Genomic DNA, 26,190 nt, shown 5'->3' with positions numbered 1-26,190 from the left:
GATAACCCAGGGTCAGGCGGCTTTGGACAGGGTATGCGCGATGGTCGTCGATATGTCCGATCGGGGCGGAGTTTCGGGGATGGATTGCCTCCTCGTCGGCGCCGATGATAGCCTGACCGGATGCTCCTGAGTCCGCGCCAAAGTATCGTCTCCGGCGTCCTGTTGGCCATGGCGACGGGGTCGGCCGCGTGCGGGGGCGGCGGCAGCAGCAGCACGCAGACGACCGGCTCCGAGGCCACCACGGCGGTCACGAGCACGAGCACCGGCGCGAGCCCGACGACGGGTGCACCGACGAGCGACGCGCCGATCACGGGCAGCGACGGGACCACTGGAACGGCCAGCACGTCGAGCTCGACCGGCGGGACCGTGACCGGCACGACGACGGGCGCGGCCCCCGAGACGACGAGCGGCAGCACCAGCACCGGCAGCAGCTCCAGCACCGGCGACATGGAGGTCGATGTGCCAGTGCTCCCGAGCCCGGGCTGCGGACTGGGCGGAGCGCCGACCGGACACCTCGACGAACAGAAGACGACGGTCGACGGCGTCGAGCGCTTCTACGACATGTTCGTGCCGACCCCGTACGACGCCGCCAAGCCGCACGCTTTGATCTTCAGCTACCACGGCGTGGACGGGACCGCGAACACCAACCAGTTCCAGCTCGACACCCTGAGCACCGAGAACGCGGGCTTTTCGATCAACGTGGCGCCGCAGGGGTGGACGGCCCCGGAGTGGAACCAGAAGCACTTCGTGCCATTCAACCTCGACGCGAGCCTCGTGGTGTTCGAGCAGGTGCTGGACAAGCTCGCCGGGGACTATTGCATCGACCTCAACCGCGTGTTCGTGATCGGCATGAGCAACGGCGGGCAGATGGCGTTCCACCTCGGCTGCTTGCGGAGCGACCGCGTGCGCGCGGTGTTCCCGTTCGGCGGGCGCTGCTTCTCCTACGGGCCCGGCGTCTGCGACCCCTACAACGACGTGGCGAACCAGTGCGACGGCGCCGTCATGGTGATGAGCGTCATGGGCGAGGACGATGTCACGCGCCACGCCGACGAGGAGGCGACGTTGGCCGGCTTCGCCGCGCGCCAGGGGTGCAGCGGGGCCCAGGAGCCAGTGGCGCCGGCGCCCTGCCTGGGCTTCACGGGCTGCGACGCCGGGGCCGAGGTCGCCACATGCCGGATCCCCGGCCTCGCCCATCAGATCTGGAAGGACGGCCTGGCCGACATCTACGCCGTGATGACGTCGCTGTAGCGGTCGCGCGCCGCGGGGGCTCGCCGGCAGCGCGTGCCACCGCTTCCCATCGCACCATGCGTTCGCTGGCGCCGCGCTCTCATCGCTTCGGGCGGAGCGAGACCTCGGTCAAGACCACGTGCCAGACCTTGGTGCTGCCGAGCCGCGCGCGCGACGCGGTGATCGAGGGCCGACCGTCACGAGGCGCCGCGCCTGCCGAGAATCACCGGGTCTCGCGCGGCGGGTGGTTCCGCTGGCGGCCGAGAGTCACGAGCAAGACGACGGCGATGGCGTCGCTAGCCACGACTGGACTGGTTCGAGTGGGCCAGCTTCGGGGCTCACGGGCGCCGGTCAGGCGCGATTGCGCATTCTTGCGCGTTCGTGACCGACGGTTCGCGGGCGCCGAGGTTGCCTGCTCCGGCCCCTCGCCGCGGCGCCAGACGCCCACAGAGAGTTTTTTGCTCGCCACGGCGTCCCGTGGTCCCCTCCTGGCCATGAGCGCCCTGGTCGACCGTGTCCGCGTCAACGACAACAACCGCGAGCCGCGCCAGCCGCTCGTGTTGCTCGTCGACACCTCCAGCTCGATGGCCGATGACCTGGCCGACGTGGCCGCCGGGCTCGACGGGCTGCGTGGCGCGCTGGCCCGCGACCCGGTGGCCCGCAACCGGGTCGAGCTGGTGGTCGTCACGTTCGGCGGGCAGGTCACGGTGCACGGCGATTTCGGCGAGGCGGCGCTGTTCGAGCCGCCGCCGCTGAGCGCGTCCGGCGATACGCCGATGGCCTCGGCGCTGACGCAGGCGCTCGATCTGCTCGAGGCCAAGAAGCAGGCGTACAGGCGCAGCGGGCTCGATTATTACCGCCCGCTGCTGTTCCTGCTGACCGACGGCGAGCCGACCGACCTGTCGCGCTGGCCGGAGGCGGTGCGCCGCGTCCGCGAGGCCGAGCGCGAGCGCAAGCTGGTGCTGCTGGCGGTCGGGACGCAGACGGCAGGGTTCGCCAGGCTCGGCGAGCTGTGCCCCGATCGGGTGCCGCTGCGGCTCAAGGAGGCGCAGTGGGAGACCATGTTCCAGTGGCTCAGCCGCAGCCTGCAGGCCCGCAGCCGCTCGCGGCCGGGCGAGGAGGTGCCGCTCGAAGATCCGACCGGGCCGCGCGGGTGGGGAGCGCTGCCGTCGTGATCTCGTGGCAGGTGGTCGGCGCGTCGGTGCGGGGCCCGGAGCACGAACGCGAGGGCTCGCCCGGCCAGGACGCGTGGGCGCAGGGGCCGTTCGGGGCGCACGGGGCGTGCCTGTGCCTGTGCGACGGCGCGGGCTCGGCGTCGCATGCGGAGGTCGGGGCGCGGGTGGTGGCGGAGGCGGTGGTCGCAGCATTGACCGGGACGGCGAGCGGACCCGAGGCGCTGGTCGAGGCGCTGCGGGGCGCGTGCACTGCCGGGCGAGCGGCGCTGCTGCGCGAGGCCGCCGAAATCGGGGTCGCTCCGGCGGCGCTGGCGTGCACGCTGGTGGCAGTGGTGTGTTCGGATGAGCGGGTGGCGATTGCGCATCTCGGCGACGGGGTGGCGGTCGGCCGGCGCGCCGATAGCGGTGAGCTCGTTGTGCTCAGCGCGCCCGATCGCGGCGAATACTTCAACGAGACATGGTTCGTGACGTCGGACGCGTGGCAGGCCCGCCTGCGAATCGCGGTGCACGAGGGCATCGCGGGGGTCTGTGCGCTCACCGACGGCTGTCAGGAGGCGGCGCTGGTGCGCGGCGCGGAGGTTTCGCCGTACTCGCCGTTCTTCGCGCCGCTGTTCGCATTCGCGGCCGAGGTCACCGACGGCGCGGCGGCCAGCGCGGAGGTCGTGCAATTGCTCGACGGCGCGGCGATGCGCAAGAGCTCGGGCGATGACAAGACGCTGGCGCTGGCCTGGCGGCCGGTGCCATGACCTCGCCGGTCTATTGCGACGAGCGCGGCGAGCCGGTCGAGCTCGGTGAAGAGCTCGGTGCCGGCGGGGAGGGGTCGGTGTTTGCGATCCGCGATCGTCCGCAGCTGTGCGCGAAGATCTACCGGCCCGAGAAGGCCGCCGCGCGCGCGCAGAAGGTGCAAGCGATGCTGGCCGGCCGTCCGTCGTGGCTGGTCTGCCGCGCGCTGGCGTGGCCGGTGACGACGCTCCACACGCGCGACGGAGCGTTCGCGGGGTTCGTGATGCCGGCGCAGCGCGGGGCGATCGAGCTGTTCCAGCTGATCGTGCCGGACGAGCGGATGCAAGTCGCCGGCTGGCTGACGCAGCGCGATCTGTGCGCCGTCGCGGCGCGGCTGGCGAGGATCGTCGCCGGGGTCCATCGCACCGGGCACTGCATCGGCGATCTCAAGCCGCAGAATATCTTGATACGGCCGACCTCGGGGCGGGTCACGCTGATCGATACGGATTCGTTTCAGATCCACGATCCGCGCGTTGGCATGACGCATCGCTCGCAGGTCGTCACGCCGGAGTACACGGCGCCGGAGCTGCTCGGCCGCGATCCCGCGCATGTCGATCGCACCCAGGCCTCGGATGGGTTCGCGCTGGCGGTATTGATTCACCAGCTGCTCCTCGGCGGCGCCCATCCGTTCGAGGGCGAGCTGGTATCGAGCCGTGGCGGGGCCAGCGTGGAGCGGATCCCGGGCCGGATCCGCCGCGGCATGTGCCCGCGGGTGCCGGGGGTCGCAGGCATCCGGCCGGCCGGCGGGGCGCTGCCATTCGAATTGCTGCCGGAGGAATTGCGGGCGCTGCTGGTCCGCTGCTTCGGGCCGGGGCACGCGCGGCCGTCCGAGCGGCCGAGCGCGGCCGAGTGGGCGCGGGCGCTGGAGCGGGCGTGCAGGGCGATGGTGAGGTGTCCCGAGAGACATGTGCACACATTCGCCGCCGGGCTCGCGCGCTGCCCGTGGTGCGAGCGGCGGGCGCGGACGGGGATCGATCTGTTCGTCGCCGGTCAAGGCTGGCAGCGAGGGATCGCCGGGGTCGCCGGAGAGAGCAGCCCGGAGGCGCTGCGGCTGCGATGGCTGCGCCGGCACGTGCGCGGGCGATTGGTGGCAGGAGCGGTGACGCCGGCCGAGCGGGCGTGGCTCGAGAAGACGGGGGCGGCGCTGGGCTTCGGGCGCGCGCGCGTGGGCCAGGTCGTCGCCGAGACGGCCGCCGGGGCGCGCTGGGCCGGGCTGGGGAGGCGCGTGGCTCTCGGTGCGGTGCCGGTGCTGGCGATCGCGGGGGCGTCGGCGTGGCTGGCCACCGCGGCGCCCGCGGCGAGCCCGGTGGCCGCGGCGCCGGTGCAGGTGCCGGCGGTGGTCAGAGGCGAGGCCTCGGCGACGATCGGCAATACGCGCGGCGGAGGGGTGTTCCTCCGGGCGGCGCCGTCCCGCGCGAGCGAGCGGCAGCGCCTGGCCCCGGGAACGACGGTGCGAGTCACGGGCCGCACGCAGGCGGCCGACGGGCTCGACTGGTCGGAGGTCGAGGTGCCCGGGCACACGGGCTGGGTGGCGACGAAGTATCTGATCGGCCCGTGACCGGGCGCTTTCTCCGGCGGCCGGAGCGTGCGAGGATCCGTGGCTGCGTATGACCGATCCAGAGGTGCCTTCGAGTCCCCCCGAGGCCGCGCTGTCGGCTCAGCGCGTGAGCTGCCACGTCGTCGGGCAGCGCCCGCCCGAGCCGGCTGTGTCTCGCAGCTTCGGGAGCATTTCGGAGCGGGAGATCGCCCGGTTCGGGGCGCAGATCGATTGTGCGACGACGTTCCTCGCGCGGCGCTCCGGAGCGCGCGGCTGCCAGTGGCTCGCAAGAGCCGGAGTTCCGGAGGAAGAGACGCATTGAGGCAGGCCACCGCCGCGCCGTCGCGCTCGCCGAACGAGGTCCGCGTCCTCGATGCGGGCGCGGACCCCGGCGGTCCTGCTCATGTGCCGAGGCTGCACACGTAGAAGCTCTTGTCGTCGCAATAGCTCCCGTGGCAGCGGACCCCGGTGACGAAGCGGTTGGCGCCCTCCGGATACGACAGCGCGCCGTCCTCCTCGGAGTAGTAGTCGGTCCATTCACAGCTGGTGAGCGTGGCGGGCTGGCCGAGCGACGTGGTCGGGGTCGCGCACTCGAGCGTGATGTTGTTGCAGTAACTCCCCTGGCAGCGGATGCCGGTGAGGATGCCGGCCGCGCCCGAGAAATTACACACGTGGTAATTGTCGCCGTCGTAACGGTACCAGCCCTCCGAGGTCACGGTGCCGAGACCGTCGTCCTCCTCGGAGAACGCGTTCGAAACGTTGTACCCCGTCACGGTGATGCCGAAGGGCAGCGTCTCGCAGCGGAGCCGGACGTTGTCGCAGTAGCTGCCGCTGCACTGAAAACCGCTCGCGGCCTGGCTGGAGGGCCCGCAGTAGGCCCAGGGCCCACCGTTCTCCTCGGAGACGTACGCGGTCCAGCTCACGGCGGCCAACACGACGGCAGGGACGCCGAGCACGAGGATGGAGGTCAATAGGGTAAGAAGATTCTTGGAATGCATGGTTCGCGTCTTTTAATAGCAGGTCGAGTCGCGCTGGCCCGCCTCGATCACACGAATCGGTGAAGAAAAAAATTCCGGGTACCGCCGCCCGGCTTCGCGCATATCCGTCGGGCTGCTCGGGTCCGGATCTGCCTGAGCTGCCTCGCCGGCGCGGGCAAAGGGCAGCCCCGGATCCACCAGCAGCGCGAGGTCGGTGGGCCGCAGCAAGGACGTGCTGGCCCCCTGACCCGGAGATCACCGGAAATCCTGCCACTCCGTGAGATCGACGAACCACGTGTTCAGGATGGCGTGTAGTGCATGGGGCTCCTCGCGCAGGCATATGAGACAGTCGTAGAGCACTTGCTCCTGGAACTTCATGATATGGTAGCTGCCGAGGTTCTTGGCGCTCAGGTCGAGGGGCCGCTGGTCCTTGTCTCGCCACATTCCCAACGCCGCGACAATGCCCATCGGGGTGATTCTCTTTGGGAGCGTTCCCGGGACGTCGGGCTTGATCTGCGTCTTGTCCAGCTTGATCACGCTCGTCGGCGGGTTCATGTACGCGGCCCAGTCGAGCAGTTGCTCGAGCAGGAAAGACATGCTGAGATCCTCTTTGGAGTAGGCGAAGAGCGGGCAGAAGTTGAGCGACCCGAGGCGCGGGATGTTGAACCCGAGCGCCTGCTGCATGATGCCCGGATACAGGGGCATGACGAGCTCGTCGCCGATCCAGCGATCATCGAGATCGACGATCGGCTTCCCGCCTTGCTTGATCTGCTCGACGTTGTCGTCCAACATCCAGATCTTCTCGAAGCGAAGTTGCTTGGCATGGAGCAGCGCACAGTGCCTGTTCCAGCCCATGCCGAAACCACCGCCGCAGGTCAGGACGTGGACGTTCTGGGCGACACCTTGGCCCGAGACCTTCAGGATGTCCAGGTAGCTCTCGCCCTCGTCGGCGTCGACGACGAAGATGATCGGGCGTGAGCCGATCAGTTTGCCATAAAAGGTCTTGGGCTTGAAGTTGACAGTGAGCCACTTCGAGCGGTTGGACGAGACCACGTAAATCGGGGCCTGCTTGGATGGTGCGAGGGCGAGCTGGCCGAAGACCGGTGCACGGGACACGATGCTCCGCATACGATGCGAGAGGATCATGTTGCACAGAGAAAAACAGTCTCCGACCTTCTGAGGCAGGATCAATGTCGGAGAGGCGTACTGGGCCTTTCCGGTGAGCTCGATGACCTTCTTCATGTCATCGGGATCGGCGATCGCATGGCGGACGTCGAACACGAGGTTGAAAGTTCGCTTGGGACTCCACCGGTTGAAGGCGTATGGGTTGAACGATTGCAGCTGGAACGTACCGGGAGTGGGTTTTCGTGCCTTGTTTCGGGTGAGCTGGTCGATGGGGTGCTTCGGCTTGACGTCGCGATGGCCGCTGGCGAAGCTCAAGGACACGAGGTCGAGCTGGTGGACGGTGGAAATTGTATTGTCGTCGGTGCAGTCGCGTAGCAAGCTCTCGGCGAGCTTCGAGAGCGCCTGGATCGCTGCTTTGTCGCCGCCCGTGGCCCAATGGACATAAAGATTCCACGCCTCGCGGACCCTGTCCGCGGCGTGAAGTCGCCGATGGTAGAGGCCGTTGGCCAGCAGCCAGGTCGCAAAGTTGCGCATGCTAGATGTCTCGGGGGATCGAGGCGCGGGCCGCGTCGCGGAGCTTGGCCCACAGGCGCGGGTGAGCGATGCGGGACAGGGGCGTCTTGGGCACGTCGTCGCAGCGCAGGTCGATCGCGTGCGGTTCGTCGAGGTCCCACGCGCGCGAGCCCCAGCGCACAGTCACGTGATAGGTGTGCGGGCGCTCGCCGGGGGCGCGGTGGACCAGCGAAAGGGCGATGGCATGACCGAGAGTTTCATGCGCGGGGGACGGCGCGGGGAGGACGGTGAGCGAAGCGGGGAGTTCGTCGGCGAGGATGCGCTCGAGGTGGTCGGTGTCGGGTTCGTTGCGAGGGAGGGTGCCGCGATAGACCTCGACGCGGCTGGGCGGCAGCGCGGGGGCGGTGCCGGGGCGCCACATGGGATTGTGGCCGGCGCGGCCGGGGGGACCGAGGCGGGCGCCCTCACCGTGGCGCAGCAGGACGAACACGACGGTCAGGGTCAGGCAGACCTCGTCGAGCAGCGGAAACACCGAGCTGCGCAATCGTCGGTCGCCTTCGTGGATCCACGGGATGCGCTCGCGGTAGAGCGCGTCCTCGCAGAACAGGGTGACCTCCATGTCGTGCACGCCGACGCGGGCGTACTCGCCGAAGGAGCACTCGCCGAGCTCGGAGGTGCCGAGCACGGCGCCGTCGTAGGGGATCGGGTGCTCGTCGAAGATCCGTCGCACGTGCAGCGCGAGCTCCGGGAAGATCTGGCGAAACAGCCAGGTCAGGCCGATCGGGGAGTCGAGGCCGAAGACCTGCACGAGGTCGCGGCGGACCCGGTCCCAGCCGGCGAGCATGCGCTCCGGTCGATCGCTGGTGAGGCGGGTGTGCAGGAGCGAGCGATCGAGCACGCCGATCAGCTCGAGTACGGGATCCCGCGTTTCCATGTCCTGCAAGAGGCGGCGGAAGTAGGTCGGCAGCGGCGAGCGACAGCTGAGCAGGCCGAGGTTGACGGTGATGACGACGCGCGCGCGGCCGAGAGCGCGCGCGTGCGGGTCGGGGAAGGCGATCGCGTGCAGCAGCGCGGGCTGGGGGCCGTTCGAGGGGTGGGCGCGGAACTCGAGCTCGCCGGGGCCGTAGCCGATCGACGCCAGCAGATCGAGCAGCGCCCCGACCTCGAAGTCGTGGATCCTGGCGACCACGCGCTGCTCGATGGCGGCGAGTCGGTCGGTCGCGGTCGGAGCGGCGGGCGGCATGCGAACCGGCGTCACTCGCCGACGAAGCCGGCGAGGTTGGTGCGGTAGAACTGGACGAGGATCCGCCACCGCGGGTCGGCGGTGTCGCTCCAGCGCGCTTCGAGCTCGGGGAAGGCGTGGTGGAGGAGCTCGGAGTAGCGGCCGAACAGCGCGGGCAAGTAGAAGACGGGATCGAAGTTGCCGAGGATCGACTGGACGTCGTGGGCGATCACGGCGGCCTTGTCGAGCTCGCCGCGGGCCAGGACGACCTCGAACGCGTGCAGCTTGTCGCGCAGCTCGAGCAGGGCGGGTGAGTCGAGCACGACGGCTCGCTCGGGACGCCGGGCCTCGTCGAACTCCGTGATTCGCTCGCCGCGTCGATGCTCGCGGCTGTGCTCGTCGAGCTCCATGGCTCGCTCGCCGCGTCGCCGCGCGAAGCGAGCTTCGTCCGACGCCACGGGCCGCTCGCCGCGCCTTCGCTCGAAGCGAGGTTCGTCGAGATCCACGGTTCGCTCGTCGTGCTCGCGTCTCGGATCGTCGTCGTCGTGCTCGTGCTCGTCGTCGTGCTCGTCGTGCTCGAGCGCGTCGTCGTGCTCGTCGTCCTCGGATTCGTCGTCTGCGGGCTCGGGCTCGGCGGCGTCCCAGGCAGGGCCTCGCTCGGGCTCGGGATCGAGGGCGGGTTGCAGGGCGGCCGGAGCGGGCTCGGGGGGCGCTCTCTTCCTGGCGCGGGCGACCGCCGGCATCAGCTTCTCGCGGGCCCAGCGCGCGAGCTTCTGCAGCGCGGCGGCTCCCGTGGCGAAGCGGGCGGCGAGGGCATCGCAGCGGGTAGCGAGCGCGTCGACCTGGGCGGGGTCGAGTTCACGGAGCCAGGACTCCCAGGTGGCGTCGCGTTGCGTGGTGTGAAAGGCGACGCGCTCGACGACGGCGCGGAACAGCCACTCGAGGGCGGAGGCGAGGGGACGCGAGGGCTCGTCGCCCAGTTTCTCCACCACCTCGAGGAGCTCGGGCAGCGCCGGGACGCCGCGCTCGACGAACAGGCCGGCCAAGTAGACGGCGACGAGGCGCACGTCGTCGGAGGCGCCCTGCAGCAGCTCGGCGGCTTGCGCGGCGGCCTCGAGGTAATTGCCGCGGTCGGCCAGGTCGAGCAGCTTGTGGACGACGCCGTTCGCGTCGCTGCGGACGGTCGCGGCGCCGGAGTGCCGGCCGCGCAGCAATTCGCCGGGGGAGGGCAGCGGCTCGATCATTGGACCATCAGGGTCGTCTGACCGGGGTTGAGGACGGAGATGCAGCCGCCCCAGTTGCACATGAGCTTGCAGCTGGCGTCGACGGCAGGCATGGCCCCGTTGATTGTGGTCGGCGTGCCGGGGATCCACGGCGAGGTGGTCATGGGCACGCAGGGCATCGGCGTGAGCACGCCGAGGGCGGCCGCGGTCGCGGCGGCGACGGTGGGGTTGGCCATCGAGGTGCAGGCGCCGAACGGGGGGACGTTGGCGACCGGGGCGAAGGCGGAGATGTTGGCGGAGGGGACGGCGGGCGTCACCATCGAGCCGGTCGGCAGGACGACGAGGCTCGCCGGCGCGACGCCGAAGCTGCACATCATGGTGGCTCCCATGCACACTGCGATGGCCATGGTCTCCTCCTCCTCCTCGCGCTCACGCGCGGCCGAGTGCGCCGCGAAGGGCCGTCAGCCGCTGAAATACGGGGGTCCGCACTCTGGCGTGCAGGGCCCCGCTATGGAATTGAAATTGGCACCACCGGTGATCGACCGCGCCGTCGGCGAGGCGGGCGAAGCAGGGGAACAGCTCGATCGCGTCGGGCAAGAAGTCGGGGGTGAGGCGCGTGCTCAGCACCCGCTTCAGCTCGTCGATGCGGGCGGTGCGGAGGGCCTCGAAGCTGGCGATCGGCTCGTCGCCGGTGAAGCCGAGCAGGACGAAGCGATGCGCGAGGGTCGGGCCGCCAGCAGGGACGGCGACGAGGCTGGCGCCGTGAAGGAACGGGCAATCGTCGAGGGCTGCGAGCACCTCGTCGACAGGGTAGACGCGGCCGCTGCGGCGGGGCTCGGTGGCGCCGCCGTACAGGAACTCGCCGCCGTGTCTCAGGCCGAGCACGACGTGGGGGTCGAGCGGGTCGGTGTCGGCGTCGGCGTCGATCGTGGCGAGCGGGGCGAAGACGCCGACGTCGCCGACGGCCGGCTGGCCGCTGCCGGTGAAGTCCAGCAGCTTCCACGGCCGACCGGCGGCGGGGACGAGGTTCATGAGGGCGCCCAGGTGGGCCTTGCCCGGCCGGCGCGGCGAACCGAGCAGAGAGCCGCCGGCGGCCGCTTCGAGCACGACATTGGACATGGCGGTCTCGTGCAGGCCCAGCGCGTCGATCAGCTCGCGCCAGGACTCCCAGTCGGTCGGCTCCTCGGGGTTGCGAAACACGTGCGACCACTGCGGACGAGCGATGGCGCGCGTGCCCAACAGGTGCTCGCATATGCGCGCGCCGAGCCCGAGGCTGCGCAGCGGAAAGGCGTCCAAAAGCCGGGGGTCGCGGAGCGCCTCCTCGGCCTCGATATGCACATAGGTGGCACCCGCCAGCAGCGCCGCGAACAGCAGGGCGGGTTGGTGCTGCAGCGCATCGAAGCCGGGCGCGGCGAGGCGGTCGCCGGGGCGCAACGCGAAGGTCATGGCGCCGTCCCGGAGCGCGCCGAGGTACAGCTCGTCGCAGCGGAGCGGGACCGGCAGGTGGGGCGGCCGGCGCAGCGGGGAGAACAGCGCGGCGCAGGGCTCACCGGGGCGATACCAGCGCGATGGCGCGCCGAACAGCGGGGGACTCGCGGCTGGCTCGAGGGTCAGATCGGCGAATAGGCCGAGCAACGGTCGATAGAAGGCGTCGGTGGCGATGTGCCGGGGTGCGAGCGCTTCGAGGCGCCGTCCGAGGAGGTCGGGGCCCCCGGGCTCGAGCAGTGATACGAGGGCGCCGATGCGCAACGCGGTCAGCAGCGATATCGCACATTCGACACCGAATGGCAGCACGACGCAGACAATCGCTCCGGGTTCGACGCCCTGGGCGGCCCATGAGGCGGCGCGAAGCGTGCACCGAGCGTGGAGGTCGTCGAATGAGAACGACTGCCAGCGGTGTCCCTCAGGGAGCCGTGGATCGTGGATCTGGAGCGCAGTTCGATCGGCACCGAGATGCCGGACCACCATATCGTGATAGGGGTCGAAGCCCTCGCTGGGCCGGCTCTTGAGCGGCGGGCCCCTGCCGTCGTCGAGCACGCGGAACAGCGATTCCCAGAACGCCCCCGGCATTCGGTGGGTGGCGCGCAGCCAGTCCAGATCGCCGGTCCGGCCCGAGGAAGGGGCGATGAGCGAGCATGCGGCGATGATGTGATCCGCGAACACTGTCCCGAGCTCGTCTGCCATCTTGGGGCCTGGCGAGAGGGGGTCCAAATTTTACGTTGCTCGCGAATAACCATTCGCGAAATGGGGCCGGGCGATCGCGCTCAATGGGGGGCGTACGAGGAGACGCCGGGCTTCGACTCCGATCGCGCGTGCGACTCGGGGAGCTGGCCCTCCAGCGCCGTGGCGAGCGAGGCGCAGCGCTCGCGGATCAGGCTGAGGCGGCGCAGGAGGTCGTCGCGCTGCTCCGCCGGCAATTCGACGAGCACGGCGGGGGACGCCACGTCCACGTCCTGGTCGCCGGCCAGCGCTCGCTCGGCGGTCTCGATCGCACGCACGACCGGGGACTTGCGCGAACGGCCGCCGCGCGAGGTCTTGTGGTTGTCGCGGCTGATGGCCGCCGCGTGCTCGAGGGTCTGGGAGGTCCAGGCGCTGGTGGTCGCCAGATCGAGCAGGCGGCATTGCTCCGACTCCGGCAGCCCCAGCACCGCCCGAAGGTGGCAGGCCGTGAGCATATCCCACATCGGATGATCCGCGAACCGCACCTTGAGCTCGAAGATTCCGAGCGCGCGATATAACGCAGAGGCGCTGATCGTGAGCCGGGGATCGGCGGCTAGCCGGCGCAGAGAAGGGTCCTTCGGGCCGCGGCGGCGCCAGCTCTTGAGGTCTCCGTCATAAATCTCCTCGACCACGATTCGACCGATGGAGAGCGCCATCTGGAGGTGCGTCCCGGCCACCAGGTCCCGGATCCTCGTCGTGGTCCGCTCGAGCCGGGGGTCGGCGTGGGGGGGACAGGGGGAGGTCGGCGGCAATAACTCCAACATAGGAGGGCATGATACACGGACGCGCGATCCAGTAAAGCGCATACGATATCTGCCAGACGCCGTCGCCATGCGCCGATCTGGCCGATGCGCGGCCTTGCGCTTCGTCGTTTCCGATCGGAAACATGTGCCGGCTTTTCAGCGCCGAAAAACACAGCTCGCACCTTTTTTGGTGCCACCGCTGTTCCCATGATTAGTCGCTGTGTACGGGAAGATCACATGAGTAAGCCAGTCCCTCGTTCGCGTCTCAACATCAGCTATCGGACCAAGATCGACGGCAAACCGAAGAAGGCCAAGTTGCCGATGCGTTTCTTGGTGCTCGGAGACTTCACGGGGGCCAACCGGCGCCTGCTTGGGGAGCGTCCGATCCACTCGATCTTGCCGGGCATGAAGCTGGCCAGCTTCATGGACGAGATGAAGGTGACGGCGCCGATCGAAGACGCCGAGCTGCGCGAGGTGCTGGCCGGGGCGCTCGCCGGGTCGGTCACCGGAACATTGGTCGGTGAGCCCGCCGCCGGGGCGACGGAGGCCAAGGTCAAGATCCGCGGCACGGCCACGGTGAAGGGCGACTTCCGGGCCAACCGGCTCGGGAGCTTCGCCGGCGAGGTCGAGATCAGCGGAGAGGCGATGCTGCCGTTCGCGAACGGAGAGCTGGCGATCCCCGATGGTGGCACCCCGGTGAAGCTCTCGGTTCACGGCAAGGTCGAGCCGCCGCCGGGCGCCGAGATCGGGCTCACGGGCGATGTCCACGGGGAATTCGAGGTCACGGTCGGCCCCAACGACAGCGCCGCGACGGAGCTGACGGGCGGGCTCAAGAGCCAGGTCAGCGCCGAGAAGGTGCCGGTCGATCTGACGATCCCGCTGCGCTCGATCAACGACTTCAAGCCGTTGCACGTGGCGATGAGCGTGCCGGAGATCCGGCGGATCGTGCTGCTGCATCGGCTGGTGCTCGAGGCGCGCAATCACATCTCGAGCTTCCCGGAGCTGCGGGAGGCGCTCAAGGCCGAGCTCGTGCAGCTGCGCGAGGTGCCGGTCGCCGAGGGCGAGAAGTCGGCGTTCGGGCAGCTGCGCGGGTACTTCCGCCGGAGGTATCCGCTGCTGGTGGCAGAGGCCCGCCCGGACGCCGCTGCGGCCCCCGTGGATGCGGCGCCGGACGAGCCCGAGCCCGACGCCAAGGCGCTGCTCGAGCGGCTGATCAGCAGCGCGGGCATGAACCCGTCCGAGAACAAGCAGCGCGCGCTGGTCGAACGACCGGGCAGCGCCAACCTGGCGTTCCACGACCGCGACACGAGCTTCACCCTCGCGGACCGCTTCGCCAACATCCTGGCGGTGCTGCTGGTCAACATCGACCCGTTCCTCGAGGGGCGCCGGGTCGACTCGATCCGCACCATGATGATCGCCATCGACACGCTGCTGCACGAGCTCGACGGGCTGGTGCAGAAGCGGCTGGCCGGGGTGGTCCAGAGCCCGAGCCTGCGCGCGCTCGAGACGAGCTGGCGGTCGCTCGACGATCTGTGCCGCGAGGTGAACTCGAACGAGGTCATCATCGATTTCCTCGACGCGGACAAGGAGGTGCTGCGCGCGGACTTCGAGGACCACTCGAGCTACATCCTCAACAGCGCGCTGTTCCGCAAGGTCTACATCGACGAGTACGATCGCTACGGCGGGCGGCCGATCGGCGTGATGATCGGGCTCTACGAGTTCGACAACAGCGACGAGGACATCGACTGGCTGCAGACAGTGTCGAAGATCAGCGCCGCGGCGCACTGCCCGTTCGTCGCGGCGGTCAGCCCGCGCTTCTTCTCCAGCGAGACCTGGGAGGAGCTCGATCGCAAGCCGGACATCGAGGAGCTGATGGCGCTGCCGCAGTACGGGCGGTGGGCGGCCTTCCGCGAGACGCACGGGGCGGCCTACATCGGCCTGACCATGCCGCGCTACATGCTGCGCGCGCCCTACGTGCGCCAGGCCGGCAAGCAGCAGGCGGTCGATTTCGAGGAGAAGATCGGCGGGCCGGGCGACTACTTGTGGGGCAACGCGGCGGTGCTGTTCGCCCGCAACATGGTGCGCTCGTTCCAGGCGTCGGGTTGGTGTCAGCACATCGCGGGGCCGCTCGGCGGCGGGCTGATCAAGGGCCTGCCGGTGCACATGGTGCTCCACCACGGGCAGGAGGAGCTGCAGCCGCCGGTCGAGGTGGCGATCCCGGACTATCGCGAGCTGCAGCTGGCCAACGCCGGCTTCATCCCTCTGGTCCATTGCAAGGGCACGGCGGACGTGACGTTCTTCAGCGCGCGCGCGGTCAAGCGGGCGATCGAGTTCGAGGACGACCTCGACACCAAGAACGCCGACCTGATCTGCAACCTGGCGTATACGCTGTCGATCACGCGCATCGCCCACTACGTCAAGCGGATGGTGCGGGATTACATCGGCTCGACGGCCGACGCGCCATACATCCAGTCGATGCTCGAGGCCTGGCTGGTCGAGTACGTGACGACGGCGGTCAACCCGGACGATTTGACGCTGCTCTACTACCCGTTCAAGGCCATGTCGGTCAGCGTCGAGCCGAAGCCGGGGCCGTTCGGCTGGTACAGCTGCAAGGTCGCGGTGCTGCCGCACATCCAGTTCCAGGGCATGGACGTCGAGCTGCGGCTGGAAGCGGCGCTCGGCGGGGCCTGATAGCAAACAGCGAGGAGACAAGCGATGCCTGCCACATTCCAGAAGCACTGCGACATTTACCAGGGTTACAACTTCAAGAAGGACGTCCAGACCCCGGTCGGATTCCTGACCGAGCTCAAGATCGGCGACGTCACGCTCAAGGCCGACCAGACCTGCAAGGACCCCATGGCGCCCGAGACCGATCTCGCGGTCGTCACCGTCCTCAGCGGGGTGTTGTGGGAGCTCGGGGTCACCGACGGGCTCTACTTCTCCGGCCAGATCTCGGTGTTCAACAAGCAGCAGATCAAGCAGCTCGCCTACAAGGACCTGTCCAAGGTCGATGTCTCCTACAACTTCAGCATCTACGAGTACGACCCGCTCGAGAAGAAGTACTTCAAGTGCCTGCTGCCGACCGACAAGGCGCTCGACGGGCTGCTGGAGAAGCGAGGCGGCGACCTGAACATCGACACCTCCGACGACGCCTCGACCGAGGTGCAGTCCCCCGAGAACTACGCGTTCCAGATCGGCGTCAAGCCGCAGCCGTTGGCTCAGACGATCACGGTCGCCACCTCGTTCTCGGTCAAGATCGTCAAGGCGTGGGGTCTCAAGGTCGAGAAGTGACGCGATGAGCGGCGTCCGATTAGCTCTCCCGGAGTGGCGCATGGGGCAGGTCCTGCTCCCGGAGCAGTTCGTCGCGCTGCAGGAGGCGCTGCTCGCTCACGACCGGGTCGGCGCCGGCCTCTCGGGTCTGCCGGCGCACGGGCTCGCTCGCCTGGCCGTGGACGAGGCGCTGCTCGCCGCCGGCGCAGTGCGCGTCGAGCGGCTGACCTACGTGTTCGCCTCGGGTCTGCTGATCGACGTGCCCGGCAACGCCGTGATCGGCAATATCAGCCTCGACGACGTCGCCGAGAACGTGGCCGCGATCTATCTCCATATCGGTCATGAAGTCACCGACGCGACGGACCTCAAGGGCTACCGCGACGACCCGCGGCGCGTCACCCGGGTGATCTATCGCGCCGAGCTGTCGCTCGCGGCTCGCCAGGACGACGCGCGCGAGTCGGTCAAGCTGCTCGGGCTGGTGCGCCGCGACGCCTGCTGGTCGCTGGAGCGCTACGCGCCGCCGCTGCTGCGAGTCGGCGTCGAGGTGGCGCCGCTGCTGCGCGACACGCTCGAGGCGATCGTCCGGGCGGTGCACGCGGTCGAGGCCCAGCTCAGCCGCAGGATCCGCGACTCGTTCCTCGGCTCGGAGCAGGGCGCCGAGCTCCGTCGCGTACGCTCGGCGGCCCACCGGGCGCTCGCCGTGCTCGCGGACCACGGGCTCGGCGCGGGCGAATCGCAGCAGAAGGTCTCGCTGCACCCGTATCTGCTATTCAGCGCATTGCGCGAGTTCTACATGGAGGCGGCGATCCTCGAGGACGACCAGCACGACGTCCTGCAATTGCGGTATCGCCACGGCGACCTCGCGGGCTGCTTCGAGGAGCTGCGGCTGCGGACCGAGTCTTGCCTGAGCTCGAGCTCGCTGAGCGCGAAGCGACTCGGCTTCGAGCGGCGGGCCAGCTGGTTCGTCGCGGGTCCGTTCCCCGACGATCTCTGCCGGTCCCGCGAGGTCTACCTGGTCCTGAAGTCGAGCTCTGGCAAGCCGGTCGACTTCGCCGGGGTCAAGCTGGCGAGCCCGCGGCGGATCGAGGAGGTCCATACCCGGGCGCTGGCGGGGGTCTCGCTGGCGGTCTTCCAGTCGAGCTCGTTCGCGTACGTCTACGGTCACGACGCGACCTTCTACAAGCTGCAGATCGAGGGCGACCCGGAGTGGGCCCAGGCCGTCCGCGACCGCGATCTCTGCTTCCCGGCCTGGCACGCGCTCGAAGGGATCCAGGCCGTCCTGGTGTGGGGGTGAGCGATGGCTGGTCGGTTCGGCTCATTCATCCACCGGCTCGCGCAGGGGCCCGCGGAGGCGACCCCGGCGGTGATCGTTCGGAACCTCGAGCACCTGCTCAACACCCGCAAGGGCTGCGGCAGCGTGATCGCGGAGTTCGGGCTGGGAGATTACGAGGCCGCGCCGACGACCCACGAGGCCGTCATCCTGCTGCGGAACGAGCTCGAGGCGGCGATCGAGCGCTACGAGCCGCGGCTCGGCTCGCCGGTGGTGCGGCTGCTCGGCGGGTACGGCTATCGCGGGATCCGCTACGAGGTCCGCGGACAGGTCCGCGGCGAGGCGCTGGTGCTCTGGATCGATATCGACACGACGACGCGGCAGGTCCACGTCACCGTGGGGGAGTCGTGATGCGCGAGGGTTCGTTCACCGAGCGACTGGCGATCGGCGTCACCCTGAAGATCGCGGGGAAGGAGCACGAGATCGCCGGCGGCGCGGTCAAGCGGGTCGAGCTCGAGCTCGAGCCGTTCGGCTTCTCGGGGGAGCTCGAGTTCGTGCTGCAGGACGACGCCGCGCACGGCGGGGGGTTCACCGACGAGCTGCGGGAGGGCTTCCTCTCGCAGGAGCCCCTCGATGTCCGCGTCGCGCTGGCGGTGGTGTACGACCAGGCGGAATCGGCCGAGAGCCCGGAGGCGCTGGTGCTCTCGGGGCTGGTGACCCGCCGCTCGGTGGTCGAGCTGCCGGGCTGGCGCCTGCCCGACAGGCCGCTGCTGGTTCGTCGCTATCGCATCGCGTTCACCGACCCGGCGCGGGCGTTGTGGACGCAGCATTTCCCGTGCCGGCTGCACACTCACCAAAAGCTCGAGGACGTGATCCGGGCCCAGATCGGGGACAAGATCAAGGTGAAATTCGGCTGGGCCGAGCTCGCGCAGGAGCGGCCATTGATCTTCCTCCACCTGCCGGTCGAACACGGGGCCAGCTTCTATGATTTTCTGATCTGGTACGCCGATCACCGGGGCGGCCTCTTCACCTACGACTACGTCACCGGCGAGCTCGATTTGCTGAGCGAATGGCCGGCCGCCGGGGAGCCTCGCGGGCTGTTCGGCGACGACATCGCCGGGGTGGAGATGGTCGTGCCGCCGACGCCGGCCCACGCGGTCGAGGTCTGCAACACCTACGCGAACGGGCCGCGGACGGAGGCGATCGCACAGACCTACGCGGAGAGCGCGATCCGGCACGACCATCTGATGCACACCTCGATCTCGCAGGAAGTCGACGATCGGGTCGCGCTCGAGAAGCAGCGCCTGCGGCTGCCGAAGCTGGAGGTGGAGCTGACGTTCGGCCGCATGCCGGTGATCCGGCTGCTGCCCGGCGATCGCGTGCAGATGGCGGCGGCGAACCGGTGGAACAAGACCAGCGCGCTGGTCGGCAAGATCTGGCGGGTGCGGCAGGTCTCGCTGCGCGCGCTCGCTTCCGACGGGTCCCTCGATCACGACCTCCAGCTCGCCAGCACCGAATACGAGGTCTCGCTGCGCGCGCGCCTCGTCGACGGCGAGGACACGCGGGCCTGTCACCCCGAGTATCGGCGACCGCGTTACCCCGGCTATGTCGAGGGCAAGGTCGTGTCCGAGAAGGGCGAGGACAGCGACAAGACCTACCAGGTGTACCGCAACGACGACAGCTCGCTCGACGAGTACACGGTCGAGGTGCCGGCGTGGAGCCAGCAGAAGGTGACGGCGCCGTTCATCCCGTACCTCGGGTCGGGCAACGTCTACGTGCCGGCGTACCGGGGCGAGCGCGTGCTGCTGGCGCTCGACCTGCATCACGCCCGGGTGGCCCGATTGCTCGAATGGCGGGAGGGCGCGGCGCTGTCGATGGACGTTCAGGGCGAGCACATCCTGCTCGGCAAGTCGCCGAAGAGCAGCACGTCGATCAACCACGTCTACGAGGACGACAAGCCGGTCCTCAACGTCGCGCGCACGAGCGACAAGGACACGGGGCTCATCCGCATCAGCGAGGGCACCCTGGTGCTGCGCGTGGAGGAGATGAAGGGATAACGCGCGATGACGAAGCTGATCTGCACCCTGGAGATGAGCAAGGAGCGCGGCGTGACGATCACCGTCGAAGACGCCGAGGGGAAGATCGTGCAGACGATCACCATGAACGGGACGACGCTGGTGGCGAAGGTCAAAGGCGAGCAAGAGGAGACGTCCCTGACGCAGACGACCGAGAAGGTGACGATCTCGTGCAAGCAATTCGAGGTGGTCGCGCGCGAGTCGATCACCTGCACGGCCACGAAGACGGCCACCTATGAGTCCAAGGAGGGCAATACGACCGTGAAGTCGGGCGCCGACGTGGTGCAGCAGGCCCAGAACGACTTCAAGGTCTCCGGGGCCAACGTCGCGATCAAGGCCCAGAGCGCGGCCAAGATCGAGGGCGCCACGGTGGAGGCGTCGGGCACGCAGTCGATCAAGCTCAAGGGCAACACGCAGGCGGAGCTCGCGGGCATGCAGGTGGCGGTCAAGGCCGACGCGCAGCTGTCGCTGGAGTCCTCGGGCATGGCGGCGCTCAAGGGCAGCATGACGACGATCGGCGGGTCGCTGATCAAGGCGGGCTGAGGCGTGAACCAGGGCTTTTATCGCGACTTTCTCGGCGAGCTGGAGGCCCTCGACGAGTTCCTGCTCCGCCGCCGCGGCGGGGAGGGCTTCATCCAGCCCGAGGACCCCGATGTCCGCCGCTTGATGGAGTCGCTGGCGTTCTTCGCCGCGCGCACGCACGAGGCGGCGGCGGCGGAGCTGCGCGGGGCGATCGCCCGGCTCACGCACGGGCTGCTCGACGAGTTCGCGCTGCCGCAGCCGGCCCGCGTGCTGCTCCGCGGGCTGCCGAGCCCGCGCCTGGCCGAGCCTGCCCACATTCCCCGCGGGAGCCGGGTCCGCCTCGAGACCGCCGACGGCGAGGTGGGGTTCTTCTCGACCATGCGCGACGTGACGATCCGCCCGCTCGACCTCGACCGCGCCGAGCTGCAATTGCTCGGCGGCTCAGGCCACCGGGTGCTGCTCCGGCTGCGCTCGCGGGTCCCGGTCGCCGGCGTGCCCGAGCCGCTGTCCCTCCAGATCGATCACCTCGGCGACTACCCGGTGTCGCGCGAATTCTTCGAGTGGTTGCGCCTCCACCTGAGCCGGGTCGCGGTCGTGTACGGCGAGCCGCCGTCGCCGACCGAGCCCGGGGCCGAGTGCCGGTTCTGGCTCGGCGCGCCAGGCGAGTCCGACGAGGCCGCGCCGCCTGGCGAGACGCGCAGCGCGGTCGCGCGGATCCGCGAGTTCTTCCACTTCCCGGCCAAGGATCTGACGCTCGCCGTCGATCTCGCGCGGCCGTCGCGGCCGTGGCGGCAGGCGTGGCTGTGCCTCGATTTCGACGCATGGCCCGAAGGACAGGTCGTCAATTCGGAGATGTTCCGCCTGTTCGTGGTGCCGATCGAGAACCTGTTCACCGAGCTGGCCGAGCCGATCAAGGCCGACGGGACGCGCTCCCGCCACGCGATCCGCCCGTGGCGCGTCGACCACGAGGTCGCGTTCCACTCGATCGTCGAGGTCCAGCAGGAGACCCGCGACGGCCTCGATCCGCTGCTGCCCGGCCACCTGGCCGGCGGGGCGGAGAGCTGGGAGCTCGACCACACCGGCGAACCGGACGCGGCGCACCTGCTGCTGCGGCTGCCCGACGCCCTGATGCACCCGCGCAGCGTGCTGGTGCGGGCCCGCTGGTTCCAGCCGAGCTTCGACGCCGTGGCCGTCGGCGCGCTCGATGCCTCGCTGCAGCACCGCCACTTCGAGGGCGTCGGGTTCCGCGTGCTGGGCCGGATGACGCCGCACCGCCGCAGCCCGCTGTGGCGCGATTCGACGGCGATGCTGCACGTGATGTCGCGCCGCGCCAAGCGGGTCCTGAGCCGCAGCGACATCGTCATGCTGATGACGACGCTCGGCGCCGATGCACACGGCCCCCACGGCGATGTCGCGGACGAGATCCGGCACGTCGATGTCCGCGATGAACCGGCGGGCAATCGCGGCGGGGTGCAGCACGTGTACGACGTGACCCTCGGCGACGTCGCGGCGGAGCGCCGTGGGCTGGTCGCGGACTACTTGCATTGTCTGGGGGCGCTCATCAACGCGTGGAGCAACAACCCGGCCGAGATCCGCACGCATGAGGCCGGCGCGCGCCGACGCGGCGAGAAGGCGAGGCCGAGCCGATGACGCGACAGGCGCTGTGGACGGTGCTCCTCGATCTCTCCGCGGAGATCGACGCCCTCGTGGCGGCCGAGGCCGCGGACCTCCCTGGCCGCCGTCCGCTCACGACGGCGCCGCCGCGCGTGGCGACGCCGCTGCGCGAGACCGCGTGGCGAGACGTTCGCGCCGGGACGGGCGCCATCGAGGTGCCGGCTCCCATGCGGACCGACGGGCTCGACGAGCGCGACCACGAGCGCCTCGGGGGCCTCCGCGAGGCGGTTCGCAGGCGCCTGGAGACGCTGTGGGCCGCGTTCGCCGGCGAGCCAGGATTCGAGCGGATCCGCCGGGCCCTGTTGGTCCATTTCGACGAGCGGATCATGCGTCTGCTCCCCGACTACCTGCGGCTCAGCTGGCCGCTGATGCAGACGGAGTTCACGCGCACGACCACCGGCGGCAGCGAGTTCTTCACCGCGATCGACGACGCGCTCCACGACCCGCGGACGCCGGCGCTGGTGCTCGAGGTCTACTATTATTGTCTGAGCCACGGCTTCGTGGGCATGTTCGCCACCGACTCGGGGCAGATTCACTTCTACAAGCAGCGGCTCGCCGAGCGCATCCCCCATCCTTCGGCCGTATCGGAGCCGCTCGATCCGGAGCCCGGGGAGTTGCCGCAGCCGTGGCCCACCTGGCGATATTATGCGCTGGGGCTGCTGGTGGTCGTGGCGAGCGCGTGGCTGCTGACCGCGCTCTCGAATCATCCGGTGGGAGGGATGTTGTGACCCTGCTCGCGGCCCTGGAGGCGCTCGTGCGAGAGGTCGAGCGGTTGTTCCCGGCCGATGGAGAGGCGTTCTCTGCGCTGGCCGGACCGCTGGACGAGCTGCGGCGAATGCTCGCGGCGACGGGCGACGCTCCGGTCGATGTCGGGCCGCGGCTCGACCTGCTCGAGGATCTGCTCGAGGCCCGCCTGCGGACCCGAGGTTGGCCCGCTGTCGGCAGATGACGAGGCGCGACGATGTTGACGATGACGACGGACGAAGCCGAAGGAGCGAGCGCCATGGCGCCGGAGATGTTCTCCTGGTGGCAGTGGGCGCTCCTCGGCCTGTTACTGGTAGTAGTCCTGGCGGCCGTGGTGTGGGCGGTCGTCGTGTGGCGGCGCAAGCGAGCGGCCGCGGCGCCGCCGAGGCCGGCCGGGCCGCTGCTCGCGTCGCGCCTGGCCGGGCTGTGGCGCCCGTTCTACCGCCGGATCCCGACCCGCGCGCTCCACTTTCCGACGGTCGTCGTGATGGGCGCCGCGGGGGTCGGCAAGACGCACGCGATCTCGAGCCACGTCGACTGGCGCGGTCAGGCCAATCAGTTCCGCGGTAGCGTCGCCCACGACGCCGCGTTGCAGCTCTACCTCGGCCCCGACGTCGTCGTCCACGAGCTGTCGGCGCCGCTGTTGCGCGACGTCAGCCGCGGCGCCCGCCAGGCCCTATGGCGCATGTGGTGGCACATGGGCCCGAGCGCGACGGTGGTCCTCGTGCTCGACGCGCGCTCGCTGCTGACCACGCCGCCGGCGGCGCTGCACGAGCTGGCGCAGCTCGTCCGCGGCAAGATCGGCCTGTTCCCGCGGCGATGCCGGGCGTCGCTCGAGGTCCGCGTGCTGCTCAGCCACCTCGATCAGGTCGACGGCTTCGAGGCGTTCGCCGCGGTGGTCGGGCCCGATCACGAACCTCTCGAGCTCGAGTCCCTCACCGAGCCGAACCAGGCCGCGCGCCTGGTCGCCACCTTCGACGGGCACCTGGCGTACGCGCTGACGAGCCGCAGCGGCGAGGAGTTCGACCGCCTGGTCCGCTTCTACAAGTCGTTGCGGGCGCTGCTGGACGGCCTGCGGCCGCTCCTGGAGACGCTGCAGGGGCGGCACGAGCCCCACGCGATGCCGCTGAGCGTCGGCGGCCTCTACCTCGGCTCGCTGGCGCCCCGCACCCACGTGGGCCTGCCATTCCAGATCTCCCGCGATCTGATCTCGACGAGCCTCGGCCGCCATCACCAGCGCGGGCTGCGAGGCGCGCTGGCCGTCGGGGTGGGTGGCGCCGCGTTGATCGCGTCGCTCATGGGCTGGCACCGGGCGTCGATCGTGGAGGCCGAGGCGCGGATCGACAAGTTCGAGCGCGACGTCGGCCCTGTGAAGGATCCGGAGGTTTGCAAACACCAGGGCGCGGGGGCGAAGATGGAACCGCCCAAAGCAGAGGCCGCGGCGCTCCAAGCCGTCAAGCAATCGGAGCGGCTGTGGTTCGCGCGCACCTTCGTCGCCCGCAAGCGCGACATCGAGGAGCGGTTCGAGGAGACGTTCCGCAAGGGCTACCTCTACCCGAAGATCCCCTGCAGCGATCGACTGCAGCTGCACTACCTCATGGCGCTGATCTACTCGAGTCACGCCAACGAGCTCGGGGCGATCATCCGCGAGCATCGCTCGCTGTGGGAGCACGCGCTCGGTCTCTCGGGCGAGGTCATCAAGCACTACGTCGAGGCGAGCTCTCCGGAGATGGGGAGCGTCAAGCCGCCGGAGCCGCCGGAGCCCGCGGATCCCGCGGCGCGCGAGAAGTATGACAACGTCGGGCGCGAGTGGTCGCGGTACCTCGTGGCGCTGCAGGAGAAGGTCGGCCAACCGACGATCGATCTGGAGGAGGCCGAGGCGCTGGCGAAGATCCCCGCCCTGCTCAGCCCGTCCGATTACAAGGTGCTGGCGGCGATCCGGAAGGCCTTCGACCGCCCCGATCTGCTCGAGGGTCGGTTCCGCCGGTTGTTGGTGGACGAGCCGATCGACCTGTGGACCGAGGAGCAGTACGCGACCCTGACGGCGCTCGCGGAGGCCCTGCGGACGCACCTGCCGCGCGAGGGAGGTGCCACGGACGCGAGCCGGACGGAGGGCTGGGGGCTCGGGACGCTGGTCTCCGCGCTCGAGCGAAGGCCGCCTGCGATCCCCCGTGATTTCACGATCGCGTTCGACGGCAAGACGGTGGAATTGAAGGGTTCGGCGCTGGCGGCCCTGTTCAAGCGCAGCATGTCCAAAGTGCTCATTCAGCAGGTCCTGGCGGACATCCCGGAGTCGCGGATGAACGATGGGACCGCGTTCTTCGACGAGACCGAGGAGCGGCCCCGTGTCGGCATCGTCAGCGGCTACGGCGGCGGGCCGAGCCGATTCATCCGCGGGACCTACACCAAGGCCGCGTATCAGCAGCGGATCGAGCCCGTGCTGGAGTTCGCGGCCGAGCGTCTCGGCCCGGCGATCCGCGAGCCCGAGGGCGCCGCGCTGGCGGCCCTCGGCATGACGATCGCCGAGGCGCAGCGCCTCGATCGCGCGATCCGGGAGTGCACGCAGCGGTATGCGGTCACCTACAAGCGCGAGCTGCTCGATTACTATTGGAGCATGGAGCTGGACCCGGCGACCGAGATGACGCTGCCCTTCGTCCTGCAGGGGTTCTCGCGGCCGTCGGGATGGTTCGTCGAGTACCTCTCGGTGGTCACCGCAAACGCGTCGCTCGAGCTGAGTGAGGACGACCCGTATGTCCAGCCGCTCGCCACGGCCCTCGAGGTGTTCGAGCCGCTCGTCGCGCTGCTCGCCACCAAGGACGGCACGAACCCCGGGCTCGGTCCCTATCAAAAGCTCCTGGCCGGGCTGGAGCCCGCCCTGGGCGGCGCTCCCGCGGCGCGCGACGGGCTCCAGCTCCACGAGCGTCTCACGCCGCTGGGGCTCTTCACCCTGCACGCGCTGCAGAGCCCCGGGGACGACCCCGCGGAGCAGGTCGCCGAATGGTTGAACGGCGCCGGGCTGAGCGACGATTGGCACGCGCCCTTCCTCGCGCCGGTGCAGGAGGTGCGCGCGCTCGGGATCGACGACATCGAATCCGAGGTGCGGCGGGCCTGGAAGGACGAGGTCCGGCCGCTGGTGCGCCCGCTCCTCCAGGCCTATCCCTTCAGCCCCTCGGCCGAGGTCGACGTCGACGTCGCCGAGCTCGAGGCGGTGGTGCGGGCCCAGGGGAAGGAGCGCGGCTCGTTCTGGGCGGCCTTCGACCGGCTGCTCGCGCCGGCGACGAAGCTCGATTCGGGCCAGCGCACGATGCTCGCCGATCTGCAGGGACCGACCGGCATGCTGGCGATGACGAGCGACCTCGAGCGGACGAGCCGGAAGCTGTGGGACGCCGACGGCAATCCCGTGCCGCTCAAGGTGGTGCTGAAGCCGAAGCTGCTGCCCAAGGAGCCGCACGAGGAGCGATTCGCCGCGATGTCTTACGTGCGCAGCGGCGGCGCGGCGGTGTATGGCTTCAATCAGCGGCCGGAGCCGCAGACCCTGGCGCTCCAGTGGTGGAATCAGGGCAGCTCGGTGGTCTCGCTGGAGATGCGCTCCGCGGTCCCGGGCGCGGGCCCGCGTACCTACACGATCGAGGAGGACGGTCCGTTCAGCTTCTATCGGCTGCTCGATCGCGGCGAGAACGAGCGGACCTCCGAGCGGCGCCTCACGCTGACGGCGGCGGCCATCGGCCGCGCGACGCGATGCAGCCAGACCCAGGCCAGCGCCGGCAAGCGGCTGCCCGTGCGCTGGCGCGTGACCGTCGGCGAGGTGGCGCCGACGACCCGCGATGTCAGCGTGGTCCTCGAGAGCGACCCCTGGCTCCCCTTCGCCGTCAGGGACTGCGGCGGATGAT

22 protein-coding genes are annotated in these 26,190 nt (G+C 69.7%); 14 read left to right on the top strand and 8 right to left on the bottom strand.

Features of this window, described 5'->3' with window-relative positions; genetic code table 11:
* Window positions 1-168 precede the first annotated feature (168 nt).
* From POL25_RS42235 to POL25_RS42220, 4 genes are all read left to right on the top strand, one after another.
* Window positions 169-1,248: a CE1 family esterase gene (locus tag POL25_RS42235; RefSeq protein WP_272092122.1), complete on the top strand. Its 1,080-nt coding sequence runs from the start codon at window positions 169-171 to the stop codon at window positions 1,246-1,248.
* Between the two features lie 473 nt (window positions 1,249-1,721).
* A complete protein-coding gene (locus POL25_RS42230; RefSeq protein ID WP_272092121.1) occupies window positions 1,722-2,402 on the top strand; it encodes a vWA domain-containing protein in 681 nt (226 codons plus the stop codon).
* Complete coding sequence (locus POL25_RS42225) at window positions 2,399-3,148, top strand: PP2C family serine/threonine-protein phosphatase (RefSeq protein ID WP_272092120.1); 750 nt, start codon at window positions 2,399-2,401, stop codon at window positions 3,146-3,148. Before POL25_RS42230 ends, POL25_RS42225 begins: the two co-directional genes overlap by 4 nt.
* Window positions 3,145-4,743, top strand: a complete 1,599-nt coding sequence (locus POL25_RS42220; RefSeq protein ID WP_272092119.1) for a protein kinase domain-containing protein — start codon at window positions 3,145-3,147, stop codon at window positions 4,741-4,743. Before POL25_RS42225 ends, POL25_RS42220 begins: the two co-directional genes overlap by 4 nt.
* A 380-nt stretch (window positions 4,744-5,123) precedes the next feature.
* Here POL25_RS42220 and POL25_RS42215 read toward each other — a convergent pair whose 3' ends face one another.
* The 8 genes from POL25_RS42215 to POL25_RS42180 all read right to left on the bottom strand — a co-directional run bounded on the left by POL25_RS42215 (window position 5,124) and on the right by POL25_RS42180 (window position 12,766).
* Complete coding sequence (locus POL25_RS42215) at window positions 5,124-5,720, bottom strand: hypothetical protein (RefSeq protein WP_272092118.1); 597 nt, start codon at window positions 5,718-5,720, stop codon at window positions 5,124-5,126.
* Between the two features lie 12 nt (window positions 5,721-5,732).
* Entirely contained in the window at window positions 5,733-5,927 is a 195-nt protein-coding gene (locus POL25_RS42210) for a hypothetical protein (RefSeq protein WP_272092117.1), read from the bottom strand.
* Window positions 5,928-5,954: 27 nt separating this feature from the next.
* A complete protein-coding gene (locus tag POL25_RS42205) occupies window positions 5,955-7,358 on the bottom strand; it encodes a hypothetical protein (RefSeq protein ID WP_272092116.1) in 1,404 nt (467 codons plus the stop codon).
* A gap of 1 nt (window position 7,359) precedes the next feature.
* A complete protein-coding gene (locus POL25_RS42200; protein WP_272092115.1) occupies window positions 7,360-8,580 on the bottom strand; it encodes a hypothetical protein in 1,221 nt (406 codons plus the stop codon).
* A gap of 11 nt (window positions 8,581-8,591) precedes the next feature.
* A complete protein-coding gene (locus POL25_RS42195) occupies window positions 8,592-9,803 on the bottom strand; it encodes a type VI secretion system protein IglI family protein (protein ID WP_272092114.1) in 1,212 nt (403 codons plus the stop codon).
* Window positions 9,800-10,189 (bottom strand): DUF4280 domain-containing protein, encoded by a 390-nt coding sequence (locus POL25_RS42190; RefSeq protein ID WP_272092113.1) that lies wholly within the window; start codon window positions 10,187-10,189, stop codon window positions 9,800-9,802. Before POL25_RS42190 ends, POL25_RS42195 begins: the two co-directional genes overlap by 4 nt.
* 22 nt (window positions 10,190-10,211) lie before the next feature.
* Window positions 10,212-11,531: a long-chain fatty acid--CoA ligase gene (locus POL25_RS42185; protein WP_272092112.1), complete on the bottom strand. Its 1,320-nt coding sequence runs from the start codon at window positions 11,529-11,531 to the stop codon at window positions 10,212-10,214.
* A 515-nt stretch (window positions 11,532-12,046) separates the two neighbouring features.
* The gene (locus POL25_RS42180; RefSeq protein ID WP_272092111.1) at window positions 12,047-12,766 is read right to left on the bottom strand and encodes a hypothetical protein; all 720 of its coding nucleotides are present in this window, start codon (window positions 12,764-12,766) and stop codon (window positions 12,047-12,049) included.
* 216 nt (window positions 12,767-12,982) lie between these two features.
* Here POL25_RS42180 and tssC point away from each other — a divergent pair, with 216 nt between their 5' ends.
* From tssC to POL25_RS42130, 10 genes are read left to right on the top strand one after another with little or no spacing between them, the layout of a single operon-like run.
* Window positions 12,983-15,436 (top strand): type VI secretion system contractile sheath large subunit, encoded by a 2,454-nt coding sequence (tssC, locus tag POL25_RS42175; protein ID WP_272092110.1) that lies wholly within the window; start codon window positions 12,983-12,985, stop codon window positions 15,434-15,436.
* Between the two features lie 24 nt (window positions 15,437-15,460).
* Window positions 15,461-16,036: a hypothetical protein gene (locus tag POL25_RS42170; protein ID WP_272092109.1), complete on the top strand. Its 576-nt coding sequence runs from the start codon at window positions 15,461-15,463 to the stop codon at window positions 16,034-16,036.
* Window positions 16,037-16,076: 40 nt separating this feature from the next.
* The gene (tssK, locus tag POL25_RS42165; RefSeq protein WP_272092108.1) at window positions 16,077-17,309 is read left to right on the top strand and encodes a type VI secretion system baseplate subunit TssK; all 1,233 of its coding nucleotides are present in this window, start codon (window positions 16,077-16,079) and stop codon (window positions 17,307-17,309) included.
* Between the two features lie 3 nt (window positions 17,310-17,312).
* Window positions 17,313-17,696, top strand: coding sequence for a type VI secretion system baseplate subunit TssE (gene tssE, locus POL25_RS42160; RefSeq protein WP_272092107.1), 384 nt, complete (start codon window positions 17,313-17,315; stop codon window positions 17,694-17,696).
* Window positions 17,696-19,342, top strand: a complete 1,647-nt coding sequence (locus POL25_RS42155; protein ID WP_272092106.1) for a hypothetical protein — start codon at window positions 17,696-17,698, stop codon at window positions 19,340-19,342. Before tssE ends, POL25_RS42155 begins: the two co-directional genes overlap by 1 nt.
* A gap of 6 nt (window positions 19,343-19,348) precedes the next feature.
* Complete coding sequence (locus POL25_RS42150) at window positions 19,349-19,903, top strand: hypothetical protein (RefSeq protein WP_272092105.1); 555 nt, start codon at window positions 19,349-19,351, stop codon at window positions 19,901-19,903.
* 3 nt (window positions 19,904-19,906) lie between these two features.
* A complete protein-coding gene (locus tag POL25_RS42145; protein WP_272092104.1) occupies window positions 19,907-21,532 on the top strand; it encodes a type VI secretion system baseplate subunit TssF in 1,626 nt (541 codons plus the stop codon).
* Window positions 21,529-22,284, top strand: a complete 756-nt coding sequence (locus POL25_RS42140) for a DotU family type IV/VI secretion system protein (protein ID WP_272092103.1) — start codon at window positions 21,529-21,531, stop codon at window positions 22,282-22,284. Before POL25_RS42145 ends, POL25_RS42140 begins: the two co-directional genes overlap by 4 nt.
* On the top strand, window positions 22,281-22,505 hold the full coding sequence (locus POL25_RS42135; protein WP_272092102.1) for a hypothetical protein: 225 nt from the start codon (window positions 22,281-22,283) through the stop codon (window positions 22,503-22,505). Before POL25_RS42140 ends, POL25_RS42135 begins: the two co-directional genes overlap by 4 nt.
* Window positions 22,506-22,526: 21 nt before the next feature.
* Window positions 22,527-26,189: a type VI secretion protein IcmF/TssM N-terminal domain-containing protein gene (locus tag POL25_RS42130; protein ID WP_272092101.1), complete on the top strand. Its 3,663-nt coding sequence runs from the start codon at window positions 22,527-22,529 to the stop codon at window positions 26,187-26,189.
* Window position 26,190: the final 1 nt, after the last annotated feature.

The organism is Nannocystis bainbridge (assembly GCF_028368995.1).
Classification (GTDB): Bacteria; Myxococcota_A; Polyangia; order Nannocystales; family Nannocystaceae; genus Nannocystis; species Nannocystis bainbridge.
The sequence above is the reverse complement of the archived record's forward strand: the minus strand, read 5'-3'. Positions and strand labels throughout refer to the sequence as shown.

Bases quoted from the DNA above. Each gene is read 5' to 3' on its own strand.
- POL25_RS42235 (WP_272092122.1), top strand. From the start codon at position 169: ATGGCGACGGGGTCGGCCGCGTGCGGGGGCGGCGGCAGCAGCAGCACG.
- POL25_RS42230 (WP_272092121.1), top strand. From the start codon at position 1,722: ATGAGCGCCCTGGTCGACCGTGTCCGCGTCAACGACAACAACCGCGAG.
- POL25_RS42220 (WP_272092119.1), top strand. From the start codon at position 3,145: ATGACCTCGCCGGTCTATTGCGACGAGCGCGGCGAGCCGGTCGAGCTC.
- POL25_RS42215 (WP_272092118.1), bottom strand. From the start codon at position 5,720: ATGCATTCCAAGAATCTTCTTACCCTATTGACCTCCATCCTCGTGCTC.
- POL25_RS42205 (WP_272092116.1), bottom strand. From the start codon at position 7,358: ATGCGCAACTTTGCGACCTGGCTGCTGGCCAACGGCCTCTACCATCGG.
- POL25_RS42200 (WP_272092115.1), bottom strand. From the start codon at position 8,580: ATGCCGCCCGCCGCTCCGACCGCGACCGACCGACTCGCCGCCATCGAG.
- POL25_RS42195 (WP_272092114.1), bottom strand. From the start codon at position 9,803: ATGATCGAGCCGCTGCCCTCCCCCGGCGAATTGCTGCGCGGCCGGCAC.
- POL25_RS42190 (WP_272092113.1), bottom strand. From the start codon at position 10,189: ATGGCCATCGCAGTGTGCATGGGAGCCACCATGATGTGCAGCTTCGGC.
- POL25_RS42180 (WP_272092111.1), bottom strand. From the start codon at position 12,766: ATGTTGGAGTTATTGCCGCCGACCTCCCCCTGTCCCCCCCACGCCGAC.
- tssC (WP_272092110.1), top strand. From the start codon at position 12,983: ATGAGTAAGCCAGTCCCTCGTTCGCGTCTCAACATCAGCTATCGGACC.
- POL25_RS42170 (WP_272092109.1), top strand. From the start codon at position 15,461: ATGCCTGCCACATTCCAGAAGCACTGCGACATTTACCAGGGTTACAAC.
- tssK (WP_272092108.1), top strand. From the start codon at position 16,077: ATGGGGCAGGTCCTGCTCCCGGAGCAGTTCGTCGCGCTGCAGGAGGCG.
- tssE (WP_272092107.1), top strand. From the start codon at position 17,313: ATGGCTGGTCGGTTCGGCTCATTCATCCACCGGCTCGCGCAGGGGCCC.
- POL25_RS42155 (WP_272092106.1), top strand. From the start codon at position 17,696: ATGCGCGAGGGTTCGTTCACCGAGCGACTGGCGATCGGCGTCACCCTG.
- POL25_RS42150 (WP_272092105.1), top strand. From the start codon at position 19,349: ATGACGAAGCTGATCTGCACCCTGGAGATGAGCAAGGAGCGCGGCGTG.
- POL25_RS42140 (WP_272092103.1), top strand. From the start codon at position 21,529: ATGACGCGACAGGCGCTGTGGACGGTGCTCCTCGATCTCTCCGCGGAG.
- POL25_RS42130 (WP_272092101.1), top strand. From the start codon at position 22,527: ATGACGACGGACGAAGCCGAAGGAGCGAGCGCCATGGCGCCGGAGATG.